Raw genomic sequence first — 17,375 nt, forward strand, 5'->3', positions numbered from 1 at the left:
CTCACTCCGCCACTGGCTGCGGCAGGATCTGCTCTTCGGGGGCGACCGGGCGCTCGGCCGGCGGCTCGGGGCGGCGGCGACGCGCCGTCACCGTGTCGAGCAGGCCGAGGATGCCGCGCGGCATGAACAGCGTCACCACGACGAACAGGCCGCCGAGCAGGAACAGCCAGTAGTCCGGGAAGGCGCCCGTGAAGAAGGTCTTGCCCCAGTTGACCAGCACGGCGCCGAGCGCCGCGCCGACCAGCGTGCCGCGCCCGCCGACCGCGACCCAGATCACCGCCTCGATGGAATTGGCGGGGGCGAACTCGCCGGGGTTGATGATGCCGACCTGCGGCACGTAGAGGGCGCCCGCGACCCCGGCCATCATGGCCGAGAGCGTGAAGATCACCGTCTTGTAGTGCTCGACGCGGTAGCCGAGGAAGCGCACGCGGCTTTCCGCGTCGCGGATCGCCACCGCCACCATCCCGAACTTCGAGCCCGTCACGGCCGCGGCGATCACGTAGCCGAGCGCCAGCGCCAGCGCCGAGGCGGCGAAGAGCGCGGCGCGGGTGCCGTCCGACTGCACGTCGTGCCCGAGGATGTCCTTGAAGTCGGTGAGGCCGTTGTTGCCCCCGAAGCCCATCTCGTTGCGGAAGAAGGCGAGCAGCAGCGCGTAGGTCAGCGCCTGCGTGATGATCGACAGGTAGACGCCGGTCACGCGCGACCGGAACGCGAAGTAGCCGAACACCAGGGCGAGCACGCCCGGCACGAGCAGCACCATCAGCATCGCGTAGGGGAAGGACGAGAAGCCCCACCACGTCCACGGCAGCGAATGGTAGTTCAGGAACACCATGAAGTCGGGCAGTTCGGGGTTGGCGTAGACGCCCCGCGCCCCGATCTGGCGCATGAGGTACATGCCCATGGCGTAGCCGCCGAGCGCGAAGAAGGCGCCCTGGCCGAGGCACAGGATGCCGCAATAGCCCCACACGAGGTCGAGCGACACGGCCAGGAGCGCGTAGCACAGGTACTTGCCGACCAGCGTCACCGCGTAGGTCGACAGGTGCAGGGGCGAGGACGCCGGCGTCAGCAGGCTGGAGGCCGGCACCAGCACGGCCGCGGCGAGCAGGACCGCGAGGAAGACGAGGCCGCGGGGCCCGAGGGTGGCGCGGTTCATGTCAGGCCTCCACGGCCCGGCCCTTGAGGGCGAAGAGCCCGCGCGGCCGCTTCTGGATGAAGAGCACGATGAAGACCAGGATCAGGATCTTGGCCAGCACCGCGCCCGCGAAGGGCTCGGCGAACTTGTCGACGACCCCGAGGCCGAGCGCCGCCACCAGCGTGCCCCACAGGTTGCCGACCCCGCCGAACACCACGACCATGAAGCTGTCGATGATGTAGCTCTGGCCGAGGTTCGGCGACACGTTGTCGATCTGCGAGAGGGCGACGCCGGCGATGCCGGCGATGCCCGAGCCGAGGCCGAACGCGAGCGCGTCGATCCGCCCTGTGGAGATGCCCATGGCCGAGGCCATGCGGCGGTTCTGCGTCACGGCCCGCATGCGCAGGCCGAAGGGGGTGGCCCTGAGCACGAGCTGCAGGGCGACGAAGACCAGCGCCGTGAAGACCACGATCCACAGGCGGCCGTTGGTGATCTCGAGCCCGCCGAGCTGGAACGAGCCCGACATGAAGGGCGGCGCCGAGACGGGCCGGTTGTTGGGGCCGAAGGCCGTGCGCACGGCCTGCTGGAGCACCAGCGACACGCCCCAGGTGGCGAGCAGCGTTTCCAGCGGCCGGCCGTACAGGAAGCGGATGATCGTGCGCTCGATGAGCACGCCGATCGCCCCCGCGACCAGGAAGGCCACGGGCACGGCGACCACCAGAGACAGGTTCGCCAGGGCCGGGGCGTGGGCGGCGATGAGGCCCTGCAGCACGAAGGTCGTGTAGGCGCCGACCATCACCATCTCGCCGTGGGCCATGTTGATGACGCCCATCACGCCGAACGTGATGGCGAGGCCGATGGCGGCGAGCAGCAGCACGGAGCCGAGCGACACGCCGTACCAGGCGTTCTGGAGGCCCCACCACAGGCTCTGCGTGAACTGGATGGACGAGGCCGCGGCGGCGGCGGCGCTCTTCACGGCGGGCGTCGCGTTCGGCGCCGCCTCGATCGCGTTCACGTCGTTCAGCGCGTCGTTGTCGCCGCGGGCCTTGAGGGTCGCGACCGCCTCGAGCCGGTCGGCCTCCGAGGCCGAGTCGGAGGCCGAGACCGCGGCGGCGCGGGCCTGCATGAGCGCGGCCTTGACGGCGGGGTCGGCCTCGCGCCCGAGCGCCGCGTCGAGGGCCGGGAGCGCCTTCGGGTCGCGCGCCGCGAAGGCCGTGGCGGCGGCCGACAGGCGCTTGGCGCGATCGGGCGAGACGAGGTCGAGCGAGCCGAGCGCGTCCGCGACCCTGGACCGGATGGCGTTGTTGAGCCGGACCTTCTTCAGCGCGTCCTGCGACACGCCCGCCGCCGGGGCGCCGGTCGCGGCGTCGACGAGCGTGCCGGAGGGGTCGAGCAGGTAGACGGCCTTGGTCGAGGGATCGACCAGCAGGCGGCCGTCGCCGAGCGCGCCCAGCACCGCGGGCGCCCGCGGCGAGCCCGACCCGGCCAGGGCCGCGATGCCGGCCTCGGTCTCGGGGAACTTGTCGGCGGCGAAGTGGGGCAGGGCGTCGCCGACCGCGTCGGCGCGGGCCGGGGCGGCCAGCGCGAGGCAGAGAAGGGCGATCAGCGCCGCGATCAGGCTCGTGCGGGGCATGGCGGGGTCCTCCATGTGCCGGCGCGTGGGCCCTGCCTCCGCCCGCGGGGCGAGGAGGCAGGGCCCGGCCGCGCCGTCACGGCTTGCAAGAAATCAGCCGGCGCCGCCGCACTTGCCGGTCTTGACGTTGTAGTTGCCGCAGTTCATCGGCGGCCGCCAATCGGCGATCAGGTCCTTGGAGCCCGGCAGGTAGGGCGACCAGGCGTCGGCCACGATGGTGCCGGGCGTCTGCCACACGACGTTGATCTGGCCGTCGGCCTGGATCTCGCCGATGTAGACGGGCTTGGTGACGTGGTGGTTCTCCATCACCGTGGCGTAGCCGCCGGTGAGGTTCGGCACCGTCACGCCGATGATGTGGTCGATCACGTCGTCGGCCTTGAAGCTCTGCGCCTTCTCGACGGCCTTCACCCAGGCGTTGAAGCCGATGTAATGCGCCTCCATCGGGTCGTTGGTGGTGCGCTTCGGGTTCTTGGTGAAGCCGTGCCACTGGTCGATGAACGCCTTGTTGGCCGGCGTGTCGATCGACTCGAAGTAGTTCCAGGCCGCGAGGTGGCCGACGAGGTTCTTGGTGTCCATGCCGGCCAGCTCCTCCTCGCCGACCGAGAAGGCCACCACCGGGATGTCCGTCGCCTTGATGCCCTGGTTCGCCAGCTCCTTGTAGAAGGGCACGTTGGCGTCGCCGTTGATGGTCGACACCACCGCGGTCTTCTTGCCGGCCGAGCCGAACTTCTTGATGTCGGAGACGATCGTCTGCCAATCGGACTGGCCGAAGGGCGTGTAGTTGATCATGATGTCGCTGTCCGCGACGCCCTTGAGCTTGAGGTAGGCTTCGAGGATCTTGTTGGTGGTGCGGGGGTAGACGTAGTCGGTGCCGGCCAGCACCCAGCGCTTCACCGAGCCGCCGTCCGGGCTCATCAGGTAGTCGACCGCCGGGATCGCCTGCTGGTTCGGCGCCGCGCCCGTGTAGATGACGTTGCGCTCGGATTCCTCGCCCTCGTACTGGACGGGGTAGAACAGCAGGTTGTCGAGCTCCTTGAAGACCGGCAGCACGGACTTGCGCGACACGGAGGTCCAGCAGCCGAAGCAGGCCGCGACCTTGTCCTGGGAGATCAGCCCGCGCGCCTTCTCGGCGAACAGCGGCCAGTTTGAGGCGGGGTCGACCACCACGGCCTCGAGCTTCCGGCCGAGCACGCCGCCCTTCTTGTTCTGGGCGTCGATGAGCATCAGCATGACGTCCTTCAGGGTCGTCTCGCTGATCGCCATCGTGCCCGACAGCGAATGGAGGATGCCGACCTTGACGGTCTCGTCCGCCGCGAAGGCTTGGCGGGCGCCGAGCGTGGCGGTGGCGGCGAGGGCCGAGGCGCCGAGCAGGGCCTGTCGGCGGTTCATCGCGAAACGATCCATGATGCGGTTCCTCGTGAGGCTGCGGCGGGGGCCGCGTGGTCACCTCCGGGCATCCTGGATCGCGCGGTCGCGGGGGGACATACGTCGAATGACGTATGCTGCACTGCGGTGGAAGGCGGGGAGCGGGAACCGCTCGGTCTCGGCACGCCCGGTCCCGCCGGGGATGGTGCCGGCTCCACGCGGCCCCTCAGCGTCCGGCTCAGGACAATCGTCGCGGTCGCCAGCGCGGTGACGCCCACCGGCAAGCCGCCCTTCGCTCGACGGTCGAGCGAGAGGGCGGCGGTCCTGTCGGTGCAGGAGGGTGAAGCCTCAGGCGCCGGACGGCCGGGCTCAGGATCGAGGCTCGTGCTCCCTCGACCATTCCGGCGCCCCGAGCCCGAAGTGCTTCTTCAGCATGGCGTCGGCGGTCTCCAGGGCGCCTTCGACCCAGCCCTGGAAGTTGGAATAGGCCTCGCCGCAGATGAAGACGGGCGCGTCGGGGTTCGGCTGCAGGATGTCGTCGAAGACGACCGGGCTGTCCTCGTTGAGGCGCCAGAAGTTGGCGCCCCCGCCGTAGATCTCGTCCCCCCAGTCCTTGTAGGCCGCGGCATAGGGCTTGGGGATGTCGGTCCGGTCCGCGACGCCGTGCATGATGCACAGCTGGCGGTGCGCTTCGTCGACCATCAGGGCGGGGGCTTGGTAGTTGTACCAGTCCTGCGAACCCCGGGGCTTGCCCGGCGTCGGTCTGCCGGACGCGTAGGCCTTCAGCTTCCCGATGTCGCGCAGGCCGGCCCAGAAGGCGAGGTCCGTCCCGTCGTCGTAGATCAGCAGGACGGAGTTCTGGGTCTCGCTGTCGGTCGCCCAATAATAGCACTGGCGCAGCGGGATGTCGGTGACCGACTGGCCGTCCGTGATCGTGAGGGGTTCGACCTTGTCCCCGTTCTGGACGGACATCGGTTCGATGGTTCGCCACCACGGATAGGAGTAGCAGAGCGCGAGCTTGAAGAGCGGGATCGGCTCCACGGCTTCGATGAGGCGCCGGGCCTTCCGCCCCGCGGCGTCCGGCCCGAGGACGGGGCCGGTCGGGTCGAGCCTTTCCAGCGAGCGGCGCGGCATGGCGAGCACCAGGCGCCGGGCCATCACGGGAGGGACGTCGCCGGCATCGGGTTCGCCCTTCCGGAACCGCAGCACGACGCCCTCGGACCCGTCGGGCAGCGTCGCCCTGTCGAAGCCCGCCAGATCGTGCGCCTTGCGGATCTCGCCCCCGGCCTGCTCGAAGCGGTCGGCGATGGCATAGGGCAGGGATTCGAAACCGTCGTGGAGGTGGAAGAAGGTGGGCGAGGCCCCGAAATCCTCCAGGTTCCAGGGCAGGCCGTCGGCGGCGTTCCAGGTGTGCAGGATGCTGTCGTAGCCGCTCGTGTCCTGCGCGAAGCGGAAGGCTTCCTGGCTGATGTTGCGACGCAGCACGTATTCGAGCGGCAGGTCCCTCAGCGACTCGCCCTCGTAGCTGTGCCGCGCGGCGAGCGCCTTCCAGTCCACGTCGTTGAGAGGCCTGTCCTTGCCGAGCATGGTGCGCACGAGGCGCTGGGCCGCGAGGACGGTGAATCCCTGGCTCAGGGCCTGCGCGCCGCGCTCGTCCGGCGCGAGGTCGTAGGGGACGAGGTCGGGGTCGGTGAGGTCCCTCCGCCGCAGGTGTCGCCCGCGCAGGTAGGCGATGTTCTGCGGCCGGTCGACGGGGAAGGGGTCCTTCGCCAGGCCGAGATGATCGATGAGGCCGGAAGCCCGCTTCTGCGTGGAGGTGAAGCGCATGCCGCCGAGTTCGAGCCGGGTGTCGGGGATCTCCGGCGGCGTCACAGACAGGAGGCGCCCCCCGAGCCTCGCCGCTTCCCGCTCGAAGACCACGATTCGGGCGCGGTCGTCCGCCTCCCTCAGCAGCCGCCAGCCCGTGTAGAGGCCGGAGATGCCGGCCCCGACGATGGCCACGTCCAGGATCTCGCTTCCGTCGCCCGCCCGCTCCATCGGGAGCTCCCGTCCTCGACCGTCGCACGATGCCACCGGTCGTCCGCGATGGTGGCATGGTCAGCCCGCTTCATCAATCTTAGATTGATGCGGCTTCGGTGAGCCCGGATCGAATCGGGTGCGACGCGGACGTCGAACAGTGAGCGGAGCGGTTCCTGCCGAGCTGACGAGCGAAAACGGCTTGCCCGCTCAAGGACTCGGCATGCCGATCTCGCGCTCCGGTCTACGGTCCCGCGCCACCTTGGCCCGCGCCAGGAGGTCTCTCGTGAAGTCCGGCCTCACGGCCACATCCTCAACGGTCCTGATGGGACGAAGCGGGTCGAGGAATGGGATGAAGACCGGCGGATCGGCCGTCAACCAGAGGGCCGAGACGTACAAAGACGGGACGATCAGGATTCGGGCCTCACAATCGCCGGACAGGCCACTGGCGATCTCTTCGGCCACGTGCGCGGCCCGTAGCAGGAAATCGGCCTGTTCGTTCCGTGCCAAGCTCGTGAAGCGGGCTTGGCCGCCCTCCGACGGCACGACATCGGCTGCACCGACGCCGTGGCCGCCTCCTTCCAGGAGATATCGCCAGCCGACAAACAGCGCGTGACCGAAGCTGTGTTCGGAGTCGATGTCGTCCAACCCGAGCCGATACAGGCCCAGCGGCGCCGAAATGTCGATGCGCGCGCCGCCGAGCCGATCCGTCGACGGGTTGAGGTCGCCCAACGCGCGCATGATCGTGAGCGGTCCCGAGGCCGGTGCGTTGTGAGTGATTGTGATCGCCATGCTCAGGCTCCGATCGCGTCAGGGTGGTGCGGTTGTTTCGGCTGTGCCATGGCCATCGCGGCCCCGCCGGCGGCCGATCCCGTGGTGAAGTAGGAGTGGGTCCACGACGCGCCAGTCTGATACGCCGATGCGAAATCCTGAAACAAAATCTGCGTCTCCAAAAAAATCGGGTCGGCAATCGAGAGATAGGTGTCGCCCGACTGCCCGACAAAGCAGTCTATGATCGACAGGAAATGGCCCGTTCTGTCGACCCATTCAATGCGACAACAGAGCGGCCTGCCATTTGAGAGTTCGTTTTGAACCTCAGTGACCGACAGATGGCGTGGTTCAATCCTGAGGAGATGGCTTGTGACATCCAGTGCCACCTCGAGATAGAAGGGTTTGTTACATTTGTTCGGGTCGGAGCCGCCCGCCCCGCAGCAATCCTGACGAACGAGCGCCGCGTCCGCCACGGAGCACTGGGTCCATCCAGAGTTGGGGCGATAGAACTGCGAAACGCTCGCCGTCACGGCAGCCCAGCACCAATCGGATTGTAACTGCGTCTGCATGGTCAGGGGCAGACGCAACACTCCTCCAGGGCCAGCCGTGACGTTCAAGGCCCTCGGCCGTGCACCGCCCGCCGTCGAACCCGTGAGGAAGCGTGGAAAAGGCATGAGGGACCTCGATTCGTCGCGATCAGACAATCTCGAGATGGTTGCATAAAAGCTAATAGACATACAATAGGTTGCTGGCGAGCCCTCACGTCGCCCCGCCCAGCAGCGCCGCGAACCGCGCCATGTCGACGTTTCCGCCGGTCAGGATCACGCCGACGCGCTTCCCCTTCACGTCGGCCGCGCCCGTGAAGGCCGCCGCCGCGGCGAGGCAGCCGGTCGGCTCGACGACGATCCGCATGCGCTCGGCGAAGAACCGCATGGCCTCGACCAGGGCCGCGTCGGGCACCGTCACCACGTCCCGCACGAGGCGCCGGATGATTGGAAAGGTGAGCCGTCCCAGCGCCTGTGTCTGGGCGCCGTCGGCGAGCGTGCGCGGCACCGGGATGTGGACGATCTCGCCCGAGCGGAACGAGCGCTGCCCGTCGTTCCCCGCCTCGGGCTCGACGCCGACGACCGCGCAGCCCGGCGACAGGGCTTCCGCGGCGAGCGCCGAGCCCGCCAGCAGCCCGCCGCCGCCGAGGCACACCAGCAGGAGGTCGAGCGGGCCCGCCTCCTCGATGAGCTCCTTCGCGGCCGTGCCCTGGCCGGCGATGACGTCCGGGTGGTCGAAGGGCGGGATCAGCGCGAGGTCGCCCGCCTCCGCCAGCCGCCGGCCGATCGCCTCGCGGTCCTCCGTGTAGCGGTCGTAGAGCACGACCTCGGCCCCGTAGCCGCGCGTGGCCGCCACCTTGGCCCCGGGCGCGTCGGTCGGCATGACGATGGTCACGGGCGCGCCCTGGAGACGGCCCGCCAGCGCGATCGCCTGGGCGTGGTTGCCCGACGAGAAGGCCACGACGCCCCGCCCGCGCTGCCCTTCGTCCAGCGCCGCGATGGCGTTGTAGGCCCCGCGGAACTTGAAGGCGCCGACGCGCTGAAGGTTCTCGCACTTGAAGAAGAGCCGCGCGCCGGTCCGCTCGTCGGCGGTGCGCGAGGTCATCACCGGGGTGCGGTGCGCCGCGCCGGCGATGCGCTCCGCGGCGCGCGCCACAGCGGCGTAGTCGGGCGGGACGGGAGGCATCGGGGCTCCGGACGGCGAGGGATTCGCGGCAGGATAGGCCGGGCCGGCCGAGACTTGAAGACGGCGCGCGGCGGGTGTCTGTTGTCGCCGGAGGGCGCGGCATGGATGCGGAGATGTCGGTCGCGACGGAGGCCTGGGCCGCGCTCGGCGGTGCCCCGGACGCCCACGACGCCCTGTCCTTCGCGGGCGAGGGCGCCTTCGCCTCGGCCTTCGCGGTGGACGGCCTCGCGGCGGGTTCGGTGGCCGCGGCCGGGCTGGCGCTGGCCGACCTCCTCTCCGCCTCGGGCGCTGCCCGCCCGTCCGTGGCGGTCGACCGGCGGCTCGCGGCGCTGTGGTTCGGCACCTCGATCCTGCCCGACGGCTGGGCGCTGCCGCCCGCGCGCCACCCCACCATGCGCGACTACCGGGCCCGCGACGGCTGGATCAAGCTCCACACCGTGGCGCCGGCCCACCGCGCGGCCGCGGCCCGCGTGCTCGGTGCCCCGCCCGAGCCCGAGGCCTTCGCGGCCGCGGTGGCGGGTTGGTCCGCCGAGGCGCTGGAGAGGGCCGTGGTCGAGGCCGGCGGATGCGCGGCGGCCATGCGCTCCGAGGCCGCGTGGCTCCAACACCCGCAGGGCCGGGCCGTCGCGGCCGAGCCCCTGGTCGCGCTCGACGAGGCCGACCCCGGCCCGGCGCCCGCCTGGGCGGTGCCAGCCGCGCGGCCGCTCGCCGGGGTGCGCGTGCTCGACCTCACCCGCGTTCTGGCCGGGCCGGTGGCGACGCGGCTCCTCGCCGGCTGGGGCGCCGAGGTGCTGCGGATCGACCCGCCGGGCTGGGAGGAGGACGGCCTCGCGCCGGACGTCACGCTCGGCAAGAGCTGCGCCCGGCTCGACCTGCGCGAGGGCCGCGACCGCGCCACCTTCGAGGCGCTGCTGGCCCGCGCCGACGTGCTCCTCAACGGCTACCGCCCCGGCGCCATGGACGCGCTCGGCTACGGGGTGGAGAACTGCCGGCGCCTGTCGCCGGGCCTCGTCGACGTGCGGCTCGACGCCTGGGGCTGGACCGGCCCCTGGGCCGGGCGGCGCGGCTTCGACAGCCTCGTGCAGATGGCGTCCGGGATCAACGAGGCGGGTGCGCGCGCGGCGGGGCGCGACGCACCGCTGCCGCTGCCCGTGCAGGCGCTCGACCACGCGACGGGCTATCTCGCGGCCGCCGCGGCGTTGCGCGGATTGGCGCGTCGCGTCCGTGGGCAGGGGACCGCTGCGCGGCTGTCGCTGGCCGCGACGGCGCGGCTGCTGTCGGGCCTCGGGCCTGTGACGCCCGGCCCGGGCCATGCGCCGCCCGCCGAGGCCGACCTGTCGCCCGCCGTCGAGCACACTGTTTGGGGGCCGGCGCGGCGGCTGCGGCCGCCGCTGGCGGTGGAGGGCGCGCCGCTCCGCTGGGACCGGCCCGCGAACCCGCTCGGGTCGGCACCGGCGGCGTGGTGGTGATGGGTCAGCGGACCAAATCGACCGCGATCCCGAGGGCCGGATCGAGCCGGCTCAAGGCCCGGTCGGCCGTCACCGCGACGGCGCCGGGACGGAGCGCCAGGGCGAGGCAGCAGCGGTCGCCGAGCGACAGGCCGATGGCGCGGGTGGCGGGCCTGAGCGGCGCGGCGGCCTCGGCGAGGCCGCGGTCGAGCGGGACGAGGGTGAAAGGCAGATCCTCCAGCTTCGCGACCGCCTCCACCGGTTCGGCACCGCGTTCGATGAGCTTGGACAGGATCTCGGCATAGTTCACCGCTGAAAGCGCAGCGCCACCGATGACGTCCGTTACGCGATCGGCTCCGGTTTCCGAGAACAAAAGGCAGAGGATGGCGGAGGCATCGATGACGTGGGCGATGGCCCTACTCACGGTCGGCCTCTTCCGCTTCCTCTCGTGCCACCTCCGCGCGGCGGTCCGCGATCAACTCGTCCGAAGCGAGGCGTCCCGGGATCCTGTAGGGCTTCAATGCCTCCTGGACATCACGGATCACCGATCGCAGGGAGCGGATCCGCAACTCGTCGCCGTGCAACTCGACACGGACGGCGTCGCCCTCGTCGAGGCCCAGAGCCTTCCGAGAGTCGTCCGGGACCACCACGGCCCCGCCGTCGATCCTGCCCGTGAACGCCGCCATGGCACCCGTCCCCCGATCGCCCCGCACGAGTTTACCACCGCGCCGGCTCCGCTTCCACGCCTTGCCGGCCCCGCCCCAACCGGATTAGCCTCGCCTCACGGATTGCATGCCGCACGGCCTGCGCGGATCGGGGAGGGATACCATGGGGCGCATCGGGAGAGCGCGGCTGCCGCTGGCGGTCGCGGCCGGAGCCCTCGCGCTCGCCGCCGGCCCGGCCTCGGCGCGCATCGTCGCCCTCGATATCCACCGCCTGCCGGGCCTCGCCTTCGGCGGGCAGTCCTTCGGCGCGGTCGGCCCCTACGAGAAGTGGGTCGGGCGGGCCACGGGCGCGGTCGACCCCATGGATCCGGTCGACGGCGCCATCGCGGACATCCGCCTCGCGCCGCGAAACGCGCAGGGCCTCGTCGAATATGCGACGCCCGTGGTGATCCTGCGCCCGGCCGACCCGTCGCGCGGCCGCCACGCGATGCTGTTCGACCTCAACAACCGCGGCGCCGTGCTGGGCTTCTCCATGCTGGACGATGCCGCGGAGGACCAGAACGACGTCGGCCAGCCTTCCGACGTCGGCAACGGCTTCGCGATGAGCCGCGGCTACACGATGGTGTGGAGCGGCTGGGACGCGGTGTCGGCGGCCTCGCCGGCCGTCGGGCCCGGCCCCGGCGCCTTCCTGCTCGACGTGCCGGTGGCGCGCCGCCCGGACGGCGGCCCGGTCGTCGGGCCGAGCCTGGAGGAGTTCGTGGTCGACAACGACACGACGACGAGCGGCCCGCTGACCTACCCGGCCGCCGACCTCGACACGGCCCACGCCACGCTGACCATGCGCGCCCTCACGGACGACGCGCCGGTCGCCCTGCCGGCCTCGGCATGGCGCTTCGACCCCGGGACCATGTCGGTCAGCCTGCTGCCGGAGGGGACGAGGTTCAAGGCCGGCGAGATCTACGAGCTGAGCTACCTGGCGCGCGACCCCAAGGTGACGGGGCTCGGCTTCGCGGCGGTCCGCGACGTCGCGGCCTTCCTGCGCGGCGCCGCGGCCGACGACGCCGGCCATGCGAACCCGCTCGCCGGCGACATCCGTGAGGTGACCACCTTCTGCATCTCGCAGCCGTGCCGCATGATGCGCGATTTCGTGCGGCTCGGCTTCAACGCGGTGCCGGCCGGCAAGGCGATCGACGGCGTGCTCGACTGGATCGGCGGCGGCAGCGGCATCGACCTCGACCGCCGCTTCGCCGAACCCTTCCGCACCCACCGCCAGCACATCGCGCGGCATTATCCGGAGTTCAGCTTCCCCTTCGCCTACAACACCACCACGGACGCCGTGACGGGCCGCACCGACGGCCTGCTGGCGCGCTGCACCGCGACGAACACCTGCCCGAAGATCATCGACGTCAATTCCGACAACGAATATTGGGCCAAGTCCGGCTCGAACCTCCACACGGACGCGGCCGGGCACGACCTGGCCGACGTGCCGGGCGTGCGGCTGTTCCTCGCGGCGAGCCTGCCGCACGGCGACGGCGTGCCCCCGCACGGCAAGGGGATCTGCCGGGTGGAGCGCAACCCGCTGGTCGCCAACGAGCTCGTCCGCGCGCTGATGGTCGACCTCGATGCCTGGGTGACGGACGGCGTCGAGCCGCCGGCGAGCCGCGTGCCCCGCGCCGCCGAGGGCACGCTGGTGCGCTCCGCGCAGGCCGACACGGGCTTCCCGTCGATCCCCGGCGTCGCCTACAACGGGCGGGAGCACACGGGCGACCTCCTCGACTTCGGGCCCGAGGCGGGCCAGGGCGTCCTGACCCTCCTGCCGCCGGTGAAGCGCGGCTCGCCCTATCCGTCGCTGGTGCCGAAGACGGACGCGGACGGCAACACGCTCTCCGGCGTGCGGCTGCCCGCCGTCGCGGTGCCGACCGCCACCTACACGGGCTGGAACCTGCGCGCGGACGACGACGGCGACGGCTGCGACGCCGCCGGCATGGTGGTGCCCTTCGCCCGCACCGAGGCGGAGCGCCGCGCGAGCGGCGACCCGCGGCCCTCGCTGGAGGCGCGCTACCCGAGCCACGCCGACTACGTGGCCAAGGTGGCGGCCGCCGCGGAGGCGCTGGTGGAGGACCGCCTGCTGCTCCTCGACGACGCCATCGCCGACGTCGCGGCGGCGCGCGCGAGCGACGTGGGGCGGTGAACGGATCGCTTTCAGCCGTCATCGCGAGCAGAGCGAAGCGATCCAGCCGTCGTGAGCTGCCTCGCGAGCGTGGCCCTGCGCGGGGCGGCCTCTCCGGATCGCGCGGGCTGGATCGCGTCGCTGCTCCCGCGATGACGGTTGAAAGCGATCCGGACCATACCATCCGAGGCGCGGGGCTCCGCCCCACACCCCGCCGAAGGCCGAGGGCCTTCGGAAACCATCGTTATCGCGCCACCTCCTCCAGCTCCACCAGCGTGCCGTGGAGGTCCTTCGGATGGAGGAACAGCACCGGCAGGCCGTGGGCCCCGAGCTTGGGCTCGCCCGAGCCCAGCACCCGCATGCCCTCCGCCACCAGCCGGTCGCGCGCGGCCCCGAGGTCCGCCACCTCGAAGCAGATGTGATGCATCCCGCCGGCCGGGTTGCGATCGAGGAAGGAGGCCACCGGCGAGGTTTCGCCCAGGGGGGCCACCAGCTCGACCTTGGAGTTCGGCAGCGTGACGAAGACCACCGTGACGCCGTGCTCCGGCAGGTCCTCCGGCGGCGACACCGCGGCCCCGAGCCCGTCCCGATAGGTCCGCACCGCGGCGTCGAGGTCCGGCACCACGATCGCGACGTGGTTAAGTCTTCCGATCATTCTCCCGTCCCCTTGTAGGCTTCGGGGTCCTTCTGAGCGTAGCCGAAGCGCGCGTTCAGCGCCGCGAGCAGCGCTTCCGCGGCCTCGGCCACCACCGTGCCGGGCGGGAACACCGCCGCCACGCCCGCGGCCTTCACGGCATCGACGTCGCCCGGCGGGATCACGCCGCCCACCACCAGCAGCACGTCCGAGCGCCCCGCGGCGTCGAGCGCCGCGCGGACCTCCGGCACCAGCGTGAGGTGCCCGGCCGCCAGCGACGACACGCCGACGATGTGGGCGCCTTCGGCGACGGCGCGGGCCGCCACCTCGCTGGGGCTCGCGAAGAGATCGCCCACCGACACCGCGAAGCCGAGGTCGGCGAAGGCGGAGGCGATGACCTTCTGGCCGCGGTCGTGCCCGTCCTGCCCCACCTTGGCGACGAGGATGCGGGGCGGGCCGCCGTGGTCCTCCGTGAAGGCCGCCGTCATGCGCGCCACCCGCGCCACGGCGGGGCTGTCGCCCGCGGCGCGCCGGTAGACGCCGGAGATGAGTTCGGCCGTCGCGGCGTGGCGCCCCCACGCGGCTTCGAGCGCGCCCGAGATCTCGCCCACCGTGGCGCGCGCCCGCGCGGCCTCGACGCTGAGCGCGAGCAAGTTGCCCGCGCCGTCCCGCGCCGCCGCGGTCAGCGCCGCGAGCGCTGAGGCCACGGCGCCGCCGTCCCTCTCAGCCTTCAGCCGCGCGAGCTTGGCGAGCTGCGCCTCGCGCACCGCGGCGTTGTCGATCCGGAGCACGTCGAGCGGCTCCTCGACGGCCGGCCGGTAGCGGTTCACCCCCACCACGGCCTGCGCGCCGGAATCGATGCGCGCCTGCGTTTCCGCGGCCGCCTCCTCGATGCGGCGCTTGGGCAGGCCGGCCTCCATGGCCTTCGCCATGCCGCCCAGCGCTTCCACCTCGGCGATGTGGGCGGAAGCGCGCGCGGCGAGGTCCGCGGTCAGGCGCTCGACGTAGTAGGAGCCGCCCCAGGGATCGATGATCCGCGTGGTGCCGCTCTCACGCTGCAGCAGCAGTTGCGTGTTCCGGGCGATGCGGGCGGAGAAGTCGGTCGGCAGCGCCAGCGCTTCGTCGAGCGCGTTGGTGTGCAGCGACTGCGTGCCGCCCTGCGTCGCCGCCATGGCCTCGACCATGGTTCGGGTGACGTTGTTGAACACGTCCTGCGCGGTGAGCGACCAGCCCGACGTCTGGCAGTGGGTGCGAAGCGCCAGCGACTTCTCCGACTGCGGCTCGAACTGCTTGACCAGCCGCGACCACAGCAGCCGCGCCGCCCGCAGCTTCGCCACCTCGATGAAGAAGTTCATGCCGACCGCGAAGAAGAAGGACAGCCGCGGCGCGAAGTCGTCGATCTTCAGCCCCGCCGCGAGGCCCGCCCGGATGTAGTCGACGCCGTCGGCCAGCGTGTAGGCGAGTTCGAGGTCGGCCGTCGCCCCGGCCTCCTGCATGTGGTAGCCGGAGATCGAGATGGAGTTGAAGCGCGGCATCCGCGTCGACGTGTAGGCGAAGATGTCGGACACGATCCGCATGGAGGGCGCGGGCGGATAAATGTAGGTGTTGCGGACCATGAACTCTTTGAGAATGTCGTTCTGGATCGTGCCCGAGAGCTGCTCGGGCGCGACGCCCTGCTCCTCCGCGGCCACGATGTAGAGCGCCATCACGGGCAGCACCGCGCCGTTCATGGTCATCGACACGCTCATCTCGTCGAGCGGGATGCCGTCGAAGAGCTGCCGCATGTCGAGGATGGAGTCGATCGCCACCCCGGCCATGCCGACGTCGCCGGCGACGCGTGGGTGGTCGGAGTCGTAGCCGCGGTGAGTGGCGAGGTCGAAGGCGACCGACAGGCCCTTCTGCCCGGCCGCGAGGTTGCGGCGATAGAAGGCGTTCGAGGCTTCCGCCGTGGAGAAGCCGGCGTATTGCCGGACCGTCCAGGGCTGGGTGGCGTACATGGTCGGGTAGGGGCCGCGCAGGAACGGCGCCGCGCCCGGGAAGCCGTCGACGCCGTCGAGGCCGGCGCGGTCGGCCACTCCGTAGGCGGGCCGGACCGCGATGCCCTCGGGCGAGGGCCAGGGCGCGCGGGGCGGAGCGCCGGAGGCGGGCGCCGCGGTCGGGCGCCAGGGCAGGGCGGTGAAGTCGGGGATCGCGCTCACGGGGCGTCTCCTGTCATCGTGCGGCTGTCAGCATGGGACGCGACGGCGACCGCTCCCCCTCTCCCTCGTGGAGAGGGGTAAGGGGTGAGGGGCGGTGCAGGAAAGAACTGGCGCTTCCTGCCGCGCCATACCGATCGACGCGCGCCGCTTCACCCTCACCCCCGACCTCTCTCCACGAGGGAGAGGGGAGGAACGCCATTCGCATAGCGTTCGTCACGATCGGCTTCCCGCCTCCGCGAGCTCGTCGTCCCGCATGCTCGGCAGCGCGCCGGCCGCCCGCGCCGGCGCCGCGGGCAGGGGCATCAGCACCGACGGCTCCGGCTCCTCGGCCAGGGGGTAGGCGGTGGTGCCGAGGATCGAGCGCGTCCCCGCCGCGATCTCCGCCGTGCGCCGCGCCCGCGACGCCGCGAGACGCGCGCCCCACGATCCGTCCGCCAGCGCCGCCGGCAGCCCGCCCGCCCGTTCGATCCCCTGGAACAGCGTCCAGGCTTCCGCGCAGAGCGCCTCCGTCAGGGCCTCGACGGCGCCGGAGCCCGCGCCCGCGTCGGCGACCCGGTCGAGCCCCGCCTCGTCTCGCAGCACCAGCGCGGTGTTGCGGGCGAGGCGCCGCGCGAAGGGGTCGGCGAGCCCGAGCGGCGCCGTGTGGGGCAGCACCGCCACCGTGTCGGCGTCGCCGAGGATCGCGCCCGCGCAGGCCAGCGCGTTGCGCAGGAGGTTGGTGGGCGGGTCGCGCCGCGCCAGCATGCGCCAGCTCGTCTCGGCGTGGAGGCGGACCGGCCGCGGCTCCGATCCGCACCCCTCCTCGACGCGCGCCCACAGCCGGCGCAGGGCGCGGAGCTTGGCGACCGTCAGGAACAGGTCGGCGTCGGCGGCGAGCGTGAAGCTCAGGAGGTCGCGCGCCGCGTCGGGGGCGGTGCCGCCCGCGTCGAGGGCGCGGAGGTAGGCGACGCCGGCCGCCAGCGCGGCGGCGAGCTCCTGCGCCTCGGAAGCGCCGGCCTCGTGGTGAGGGCGGCCGTCGGCGCGGAGCAGGCGGCCGCCGAGCCCGCGGTCGCGCAGGGCGCCCACGATCTCGACCAGCAGCGCCGCCAGCCCCGGCCAGGGTTTCGGGGCCTCGGCCGTGCGGGCGACGAAGCCGATGGGGTCGATGCCGGCGTCGAGGTCGAGCGCGGTGGCCGGGATGCGCCGCGCCTCCGCCGCGTCGAGCAGGGCCCGCACGGCGTCGAGCGCGGCGAAGGGCGCGGGTTCGAGGCGCAGCGGCAGCATGTCGAGCTCGACGCCCGCCAGGGCCGCGTCGAGCCCGCCGAGCGCGAGGCCGAAGCCGCGCGCCGCGGGCGCGCCCTCGAAGGCGAGGGCGAGGCCGTCGGCGCCGTTCTCCAGGTCGTCGAGCGGGGAGAGGCCCTCGGCGTCGAGCCGCGTGAACAGGCGGCAGGGCTCCCGCGCGCCGGCGGGGCCGGGCGCCGCGGAGGCGGGGTAGAGCGGCGCGACCACGATGCCGTCGAGCGTGCGGGTGACGAGGCGCCCGTCGAAGTCGCCGCCCTTCAGCACGCGGGCGACGGCGGCACGCCACGCGGCCTCGGCGGCGGGATCGGGGAAGGCGGGCGCGGTCATGCCG

General features: G+C 72.2%; 14 protein-coding genes. 2 read left to right on the plus strand and 12 right to left on the minus strand.

Going from position 1 to position 17,375, the window contains the following annotated elements; translation table 11 throughout:
• Position 1: 1 nt before the first annotated feature.
• The 7 genes from urtC to L7N97_RS16875 form a co-directional block, all read right to left on the minus strand.
• Positions 2–1,153 carry an urea ABC transporter permease subunit UrtC gene (gene urtC / locus L7N97_RS16845; protein ID WP_237479457.1) on the minus strand — a complete coding sequence of 384 codons (1,152 nt, stop codon included), beginning with the start codon at positions 1,151–1,153 and terminating at the stop codon, positions 2–4.
• 1 nt (position 1,154) lies between these two features.
• A complete protein-coding gene (gene urtB, locus L7N97_RS16850) occupies positions 1,155–2,765 on the minus strand; it encodes an urea ABC transporter permease subunit UrtB (RefSeq protein WP_237479458.1) in 1,611 nt (536 codons plus the stop codon).
• 93 nt (positions 2,766–2,858) lie between these two features.
• The gene (urtA, locus tag L7N97_RS16855) at positions 2,859–4,169 is read right to left on the minus strand and encodes an urea ABC transporter substrate-binding protein (protein WP_237479459.1); all 1,311 of its coding nucleotides are present in this window, start codon (positions 4,167–4,169) and stop codon (positions 2,859–2,861) included.
• Between the two features lie 330 nt (positions 4,170–4,499).
• Entirely contained in the window at positions 4,500–6,167 is a 1,668-nt protein-coding gene (locus tag L7N97_RS16860) for a flavin monoamine oxidase family protein (RefSeq protein ID WP_237479460.1), read from the minus strand.
• A gap of 189 nt (positions 6,168–6,356) precedes the next feature.
• The gene (locus L7N97_RS16865; protein WP_237479461.1) at positions 6,357–6,938 is read right to left on the minus strand and encodes a hypothetical protein; all 582 of its coding nucleotides are present in this window, start codon (positions 6,936–6,938) and stop codon (positions 6,357–6,359) included.
• A 2-nt stretch (positions 6,939–6,940) separates the two neighbouring features.
• On the minus strand, positions 6,941–7,504 hold the full coding sequence (locus tag L7N97_RS16870) for a papain-like cysteine protease family protein (RefSeq protein WP_237479462.1): 564 nt from the start codon (positions 7,502–7,504) through the stop codon (positions 6,941–6,943).
• Positions 7,505–7,676: 172 nt separating this feature from the next.
• Complete coding sequence (locus tag L7N97_RS16875; RefSeq protein WP_237479463.1) at positions 7,677–8,648, minus strand: threo-3-hydroxy-L-aspartate ammonia-lyase; 972 nt, start codon at positions 8,646–8,648, stop codon at positions 7,677–7,679.
• 101 nt (positions 8,649–8,749) lie between these two features.
• On the opposite strand from L7N97_RS16875, the gene L7N97_RS16880 reads away from it, so the two are divergent.
• Entirely contained in the window at positions 8,750–10,117 is a 1,368-nt protein-coding gene (locus tag L7N97_RS16880) for a CoA transferase (RefSeq protein ID WP_237479464.1), read from the plus strand.
• A gap of 4 nt (positions 10,118–10,121) precedes the next feature.
• On the opposite strand, the gene L7N97_RS16885 is transcribed toward L7N97_RS16880, so the two are convergent.
• Positions 10,122–10,520: a type II toxin-antitoxin system VapC family toxin gene (locus L7N97_RS16885; protein ID WP_309242809.1), complete on the minus strand. Its 399-nt coding sequence runs from the start codon at positions 10,518–10,520 to the stop codon at positions 10,122–10,124.
• Complete coding sequence (locus L7N97_RS16890; RefSeq protein WP_237479466.1) at positions 10,513–10,782, minus strand: AbrB/MazE/SpoVT family DNA-binding domain-containing protein; 270 nt, start codon at positions 10,780–10,782, stop codon at positions 10,513–10,515. The genes L7N97_RS16885 and L7N97_RS16890 overlap by 8 nt, the downstream gene beginning before the upstream one ends.
• 142 nt (positions 10,783–10,924) lie before the next feature.
• On the opposite strand from L7N97_RS16890, the gene L7N97_RS16895 reads away from it, so the two are divergent.
• On the plus strand, positions 10,925–12,952 hold the full coding sequence (locus L7N97_RS16895) for an alpha/beta hydrolase domain-containing protein (protein WP_237479467.1): 2,028 nt from the start codon (positions 10,925–10,927) through the stop codon (positions 12,950–12,952).
• Positions 12,953–13,175: 223 nt separating this feature from the next.
• Here the strand turns inward: L7N97_RS16895 and mce are convergent, their stop codons facing one another.
• The 3 genes from mce to L7N97_RS16910 form a co-directional block, all read right to left on the minus strand.
• On the minus strand, positions 13,176–13,586 hold the full coding sequence (mce, locus tag L7N97_RS16900) for a methylmalonyl-CoA epimerase (RefSeq protein ID WP_237479468.1): 411 nt from the start codon (positions 13,584–13,586) through the stop codon (positions 13,176–13,178).
• Positions 13,583–15,763, minus strand: coding sequence for a methylmalonyl-CoA mutase (gene scpA, locus L7N97_RS16905; RefSeq protein ID WP_428980999.1), 2,181 nt, complete (start codon positions 15,761–15,763; stop codon positions 13,583–13,585). The genes mce and scpA overlap by 4 nt, the downstream gene beginning before the upstream one ends.
• Positions 15,764–15,976: 213 nt before the next feature.
• Positions 15,977–17,371: a methylmalonyl-CoA mutase family protein gene (locus tag L7N97_RS16910; RefSeq protein WP_237479469.1), complete on the minus strand. Its 1,395-nt coding sequence runs from the start codon at positions 17,369–17,371 to the stop codon at positions 15,977–15,979.
• Positions 17,372–17,375: the final 4 nt, after the last annotated feature.

It is taken from the genome of Lichenibacterium dinghuense (genome assembly GCF_021730615.1).
Classification (GTDB): Bacteria; Pseudomonadota; Alphaproteobacteria; order Rhizobiales; family Beijerinckiaceae; genus Lichenihabitans; species Lichenihabitans dinghuensis.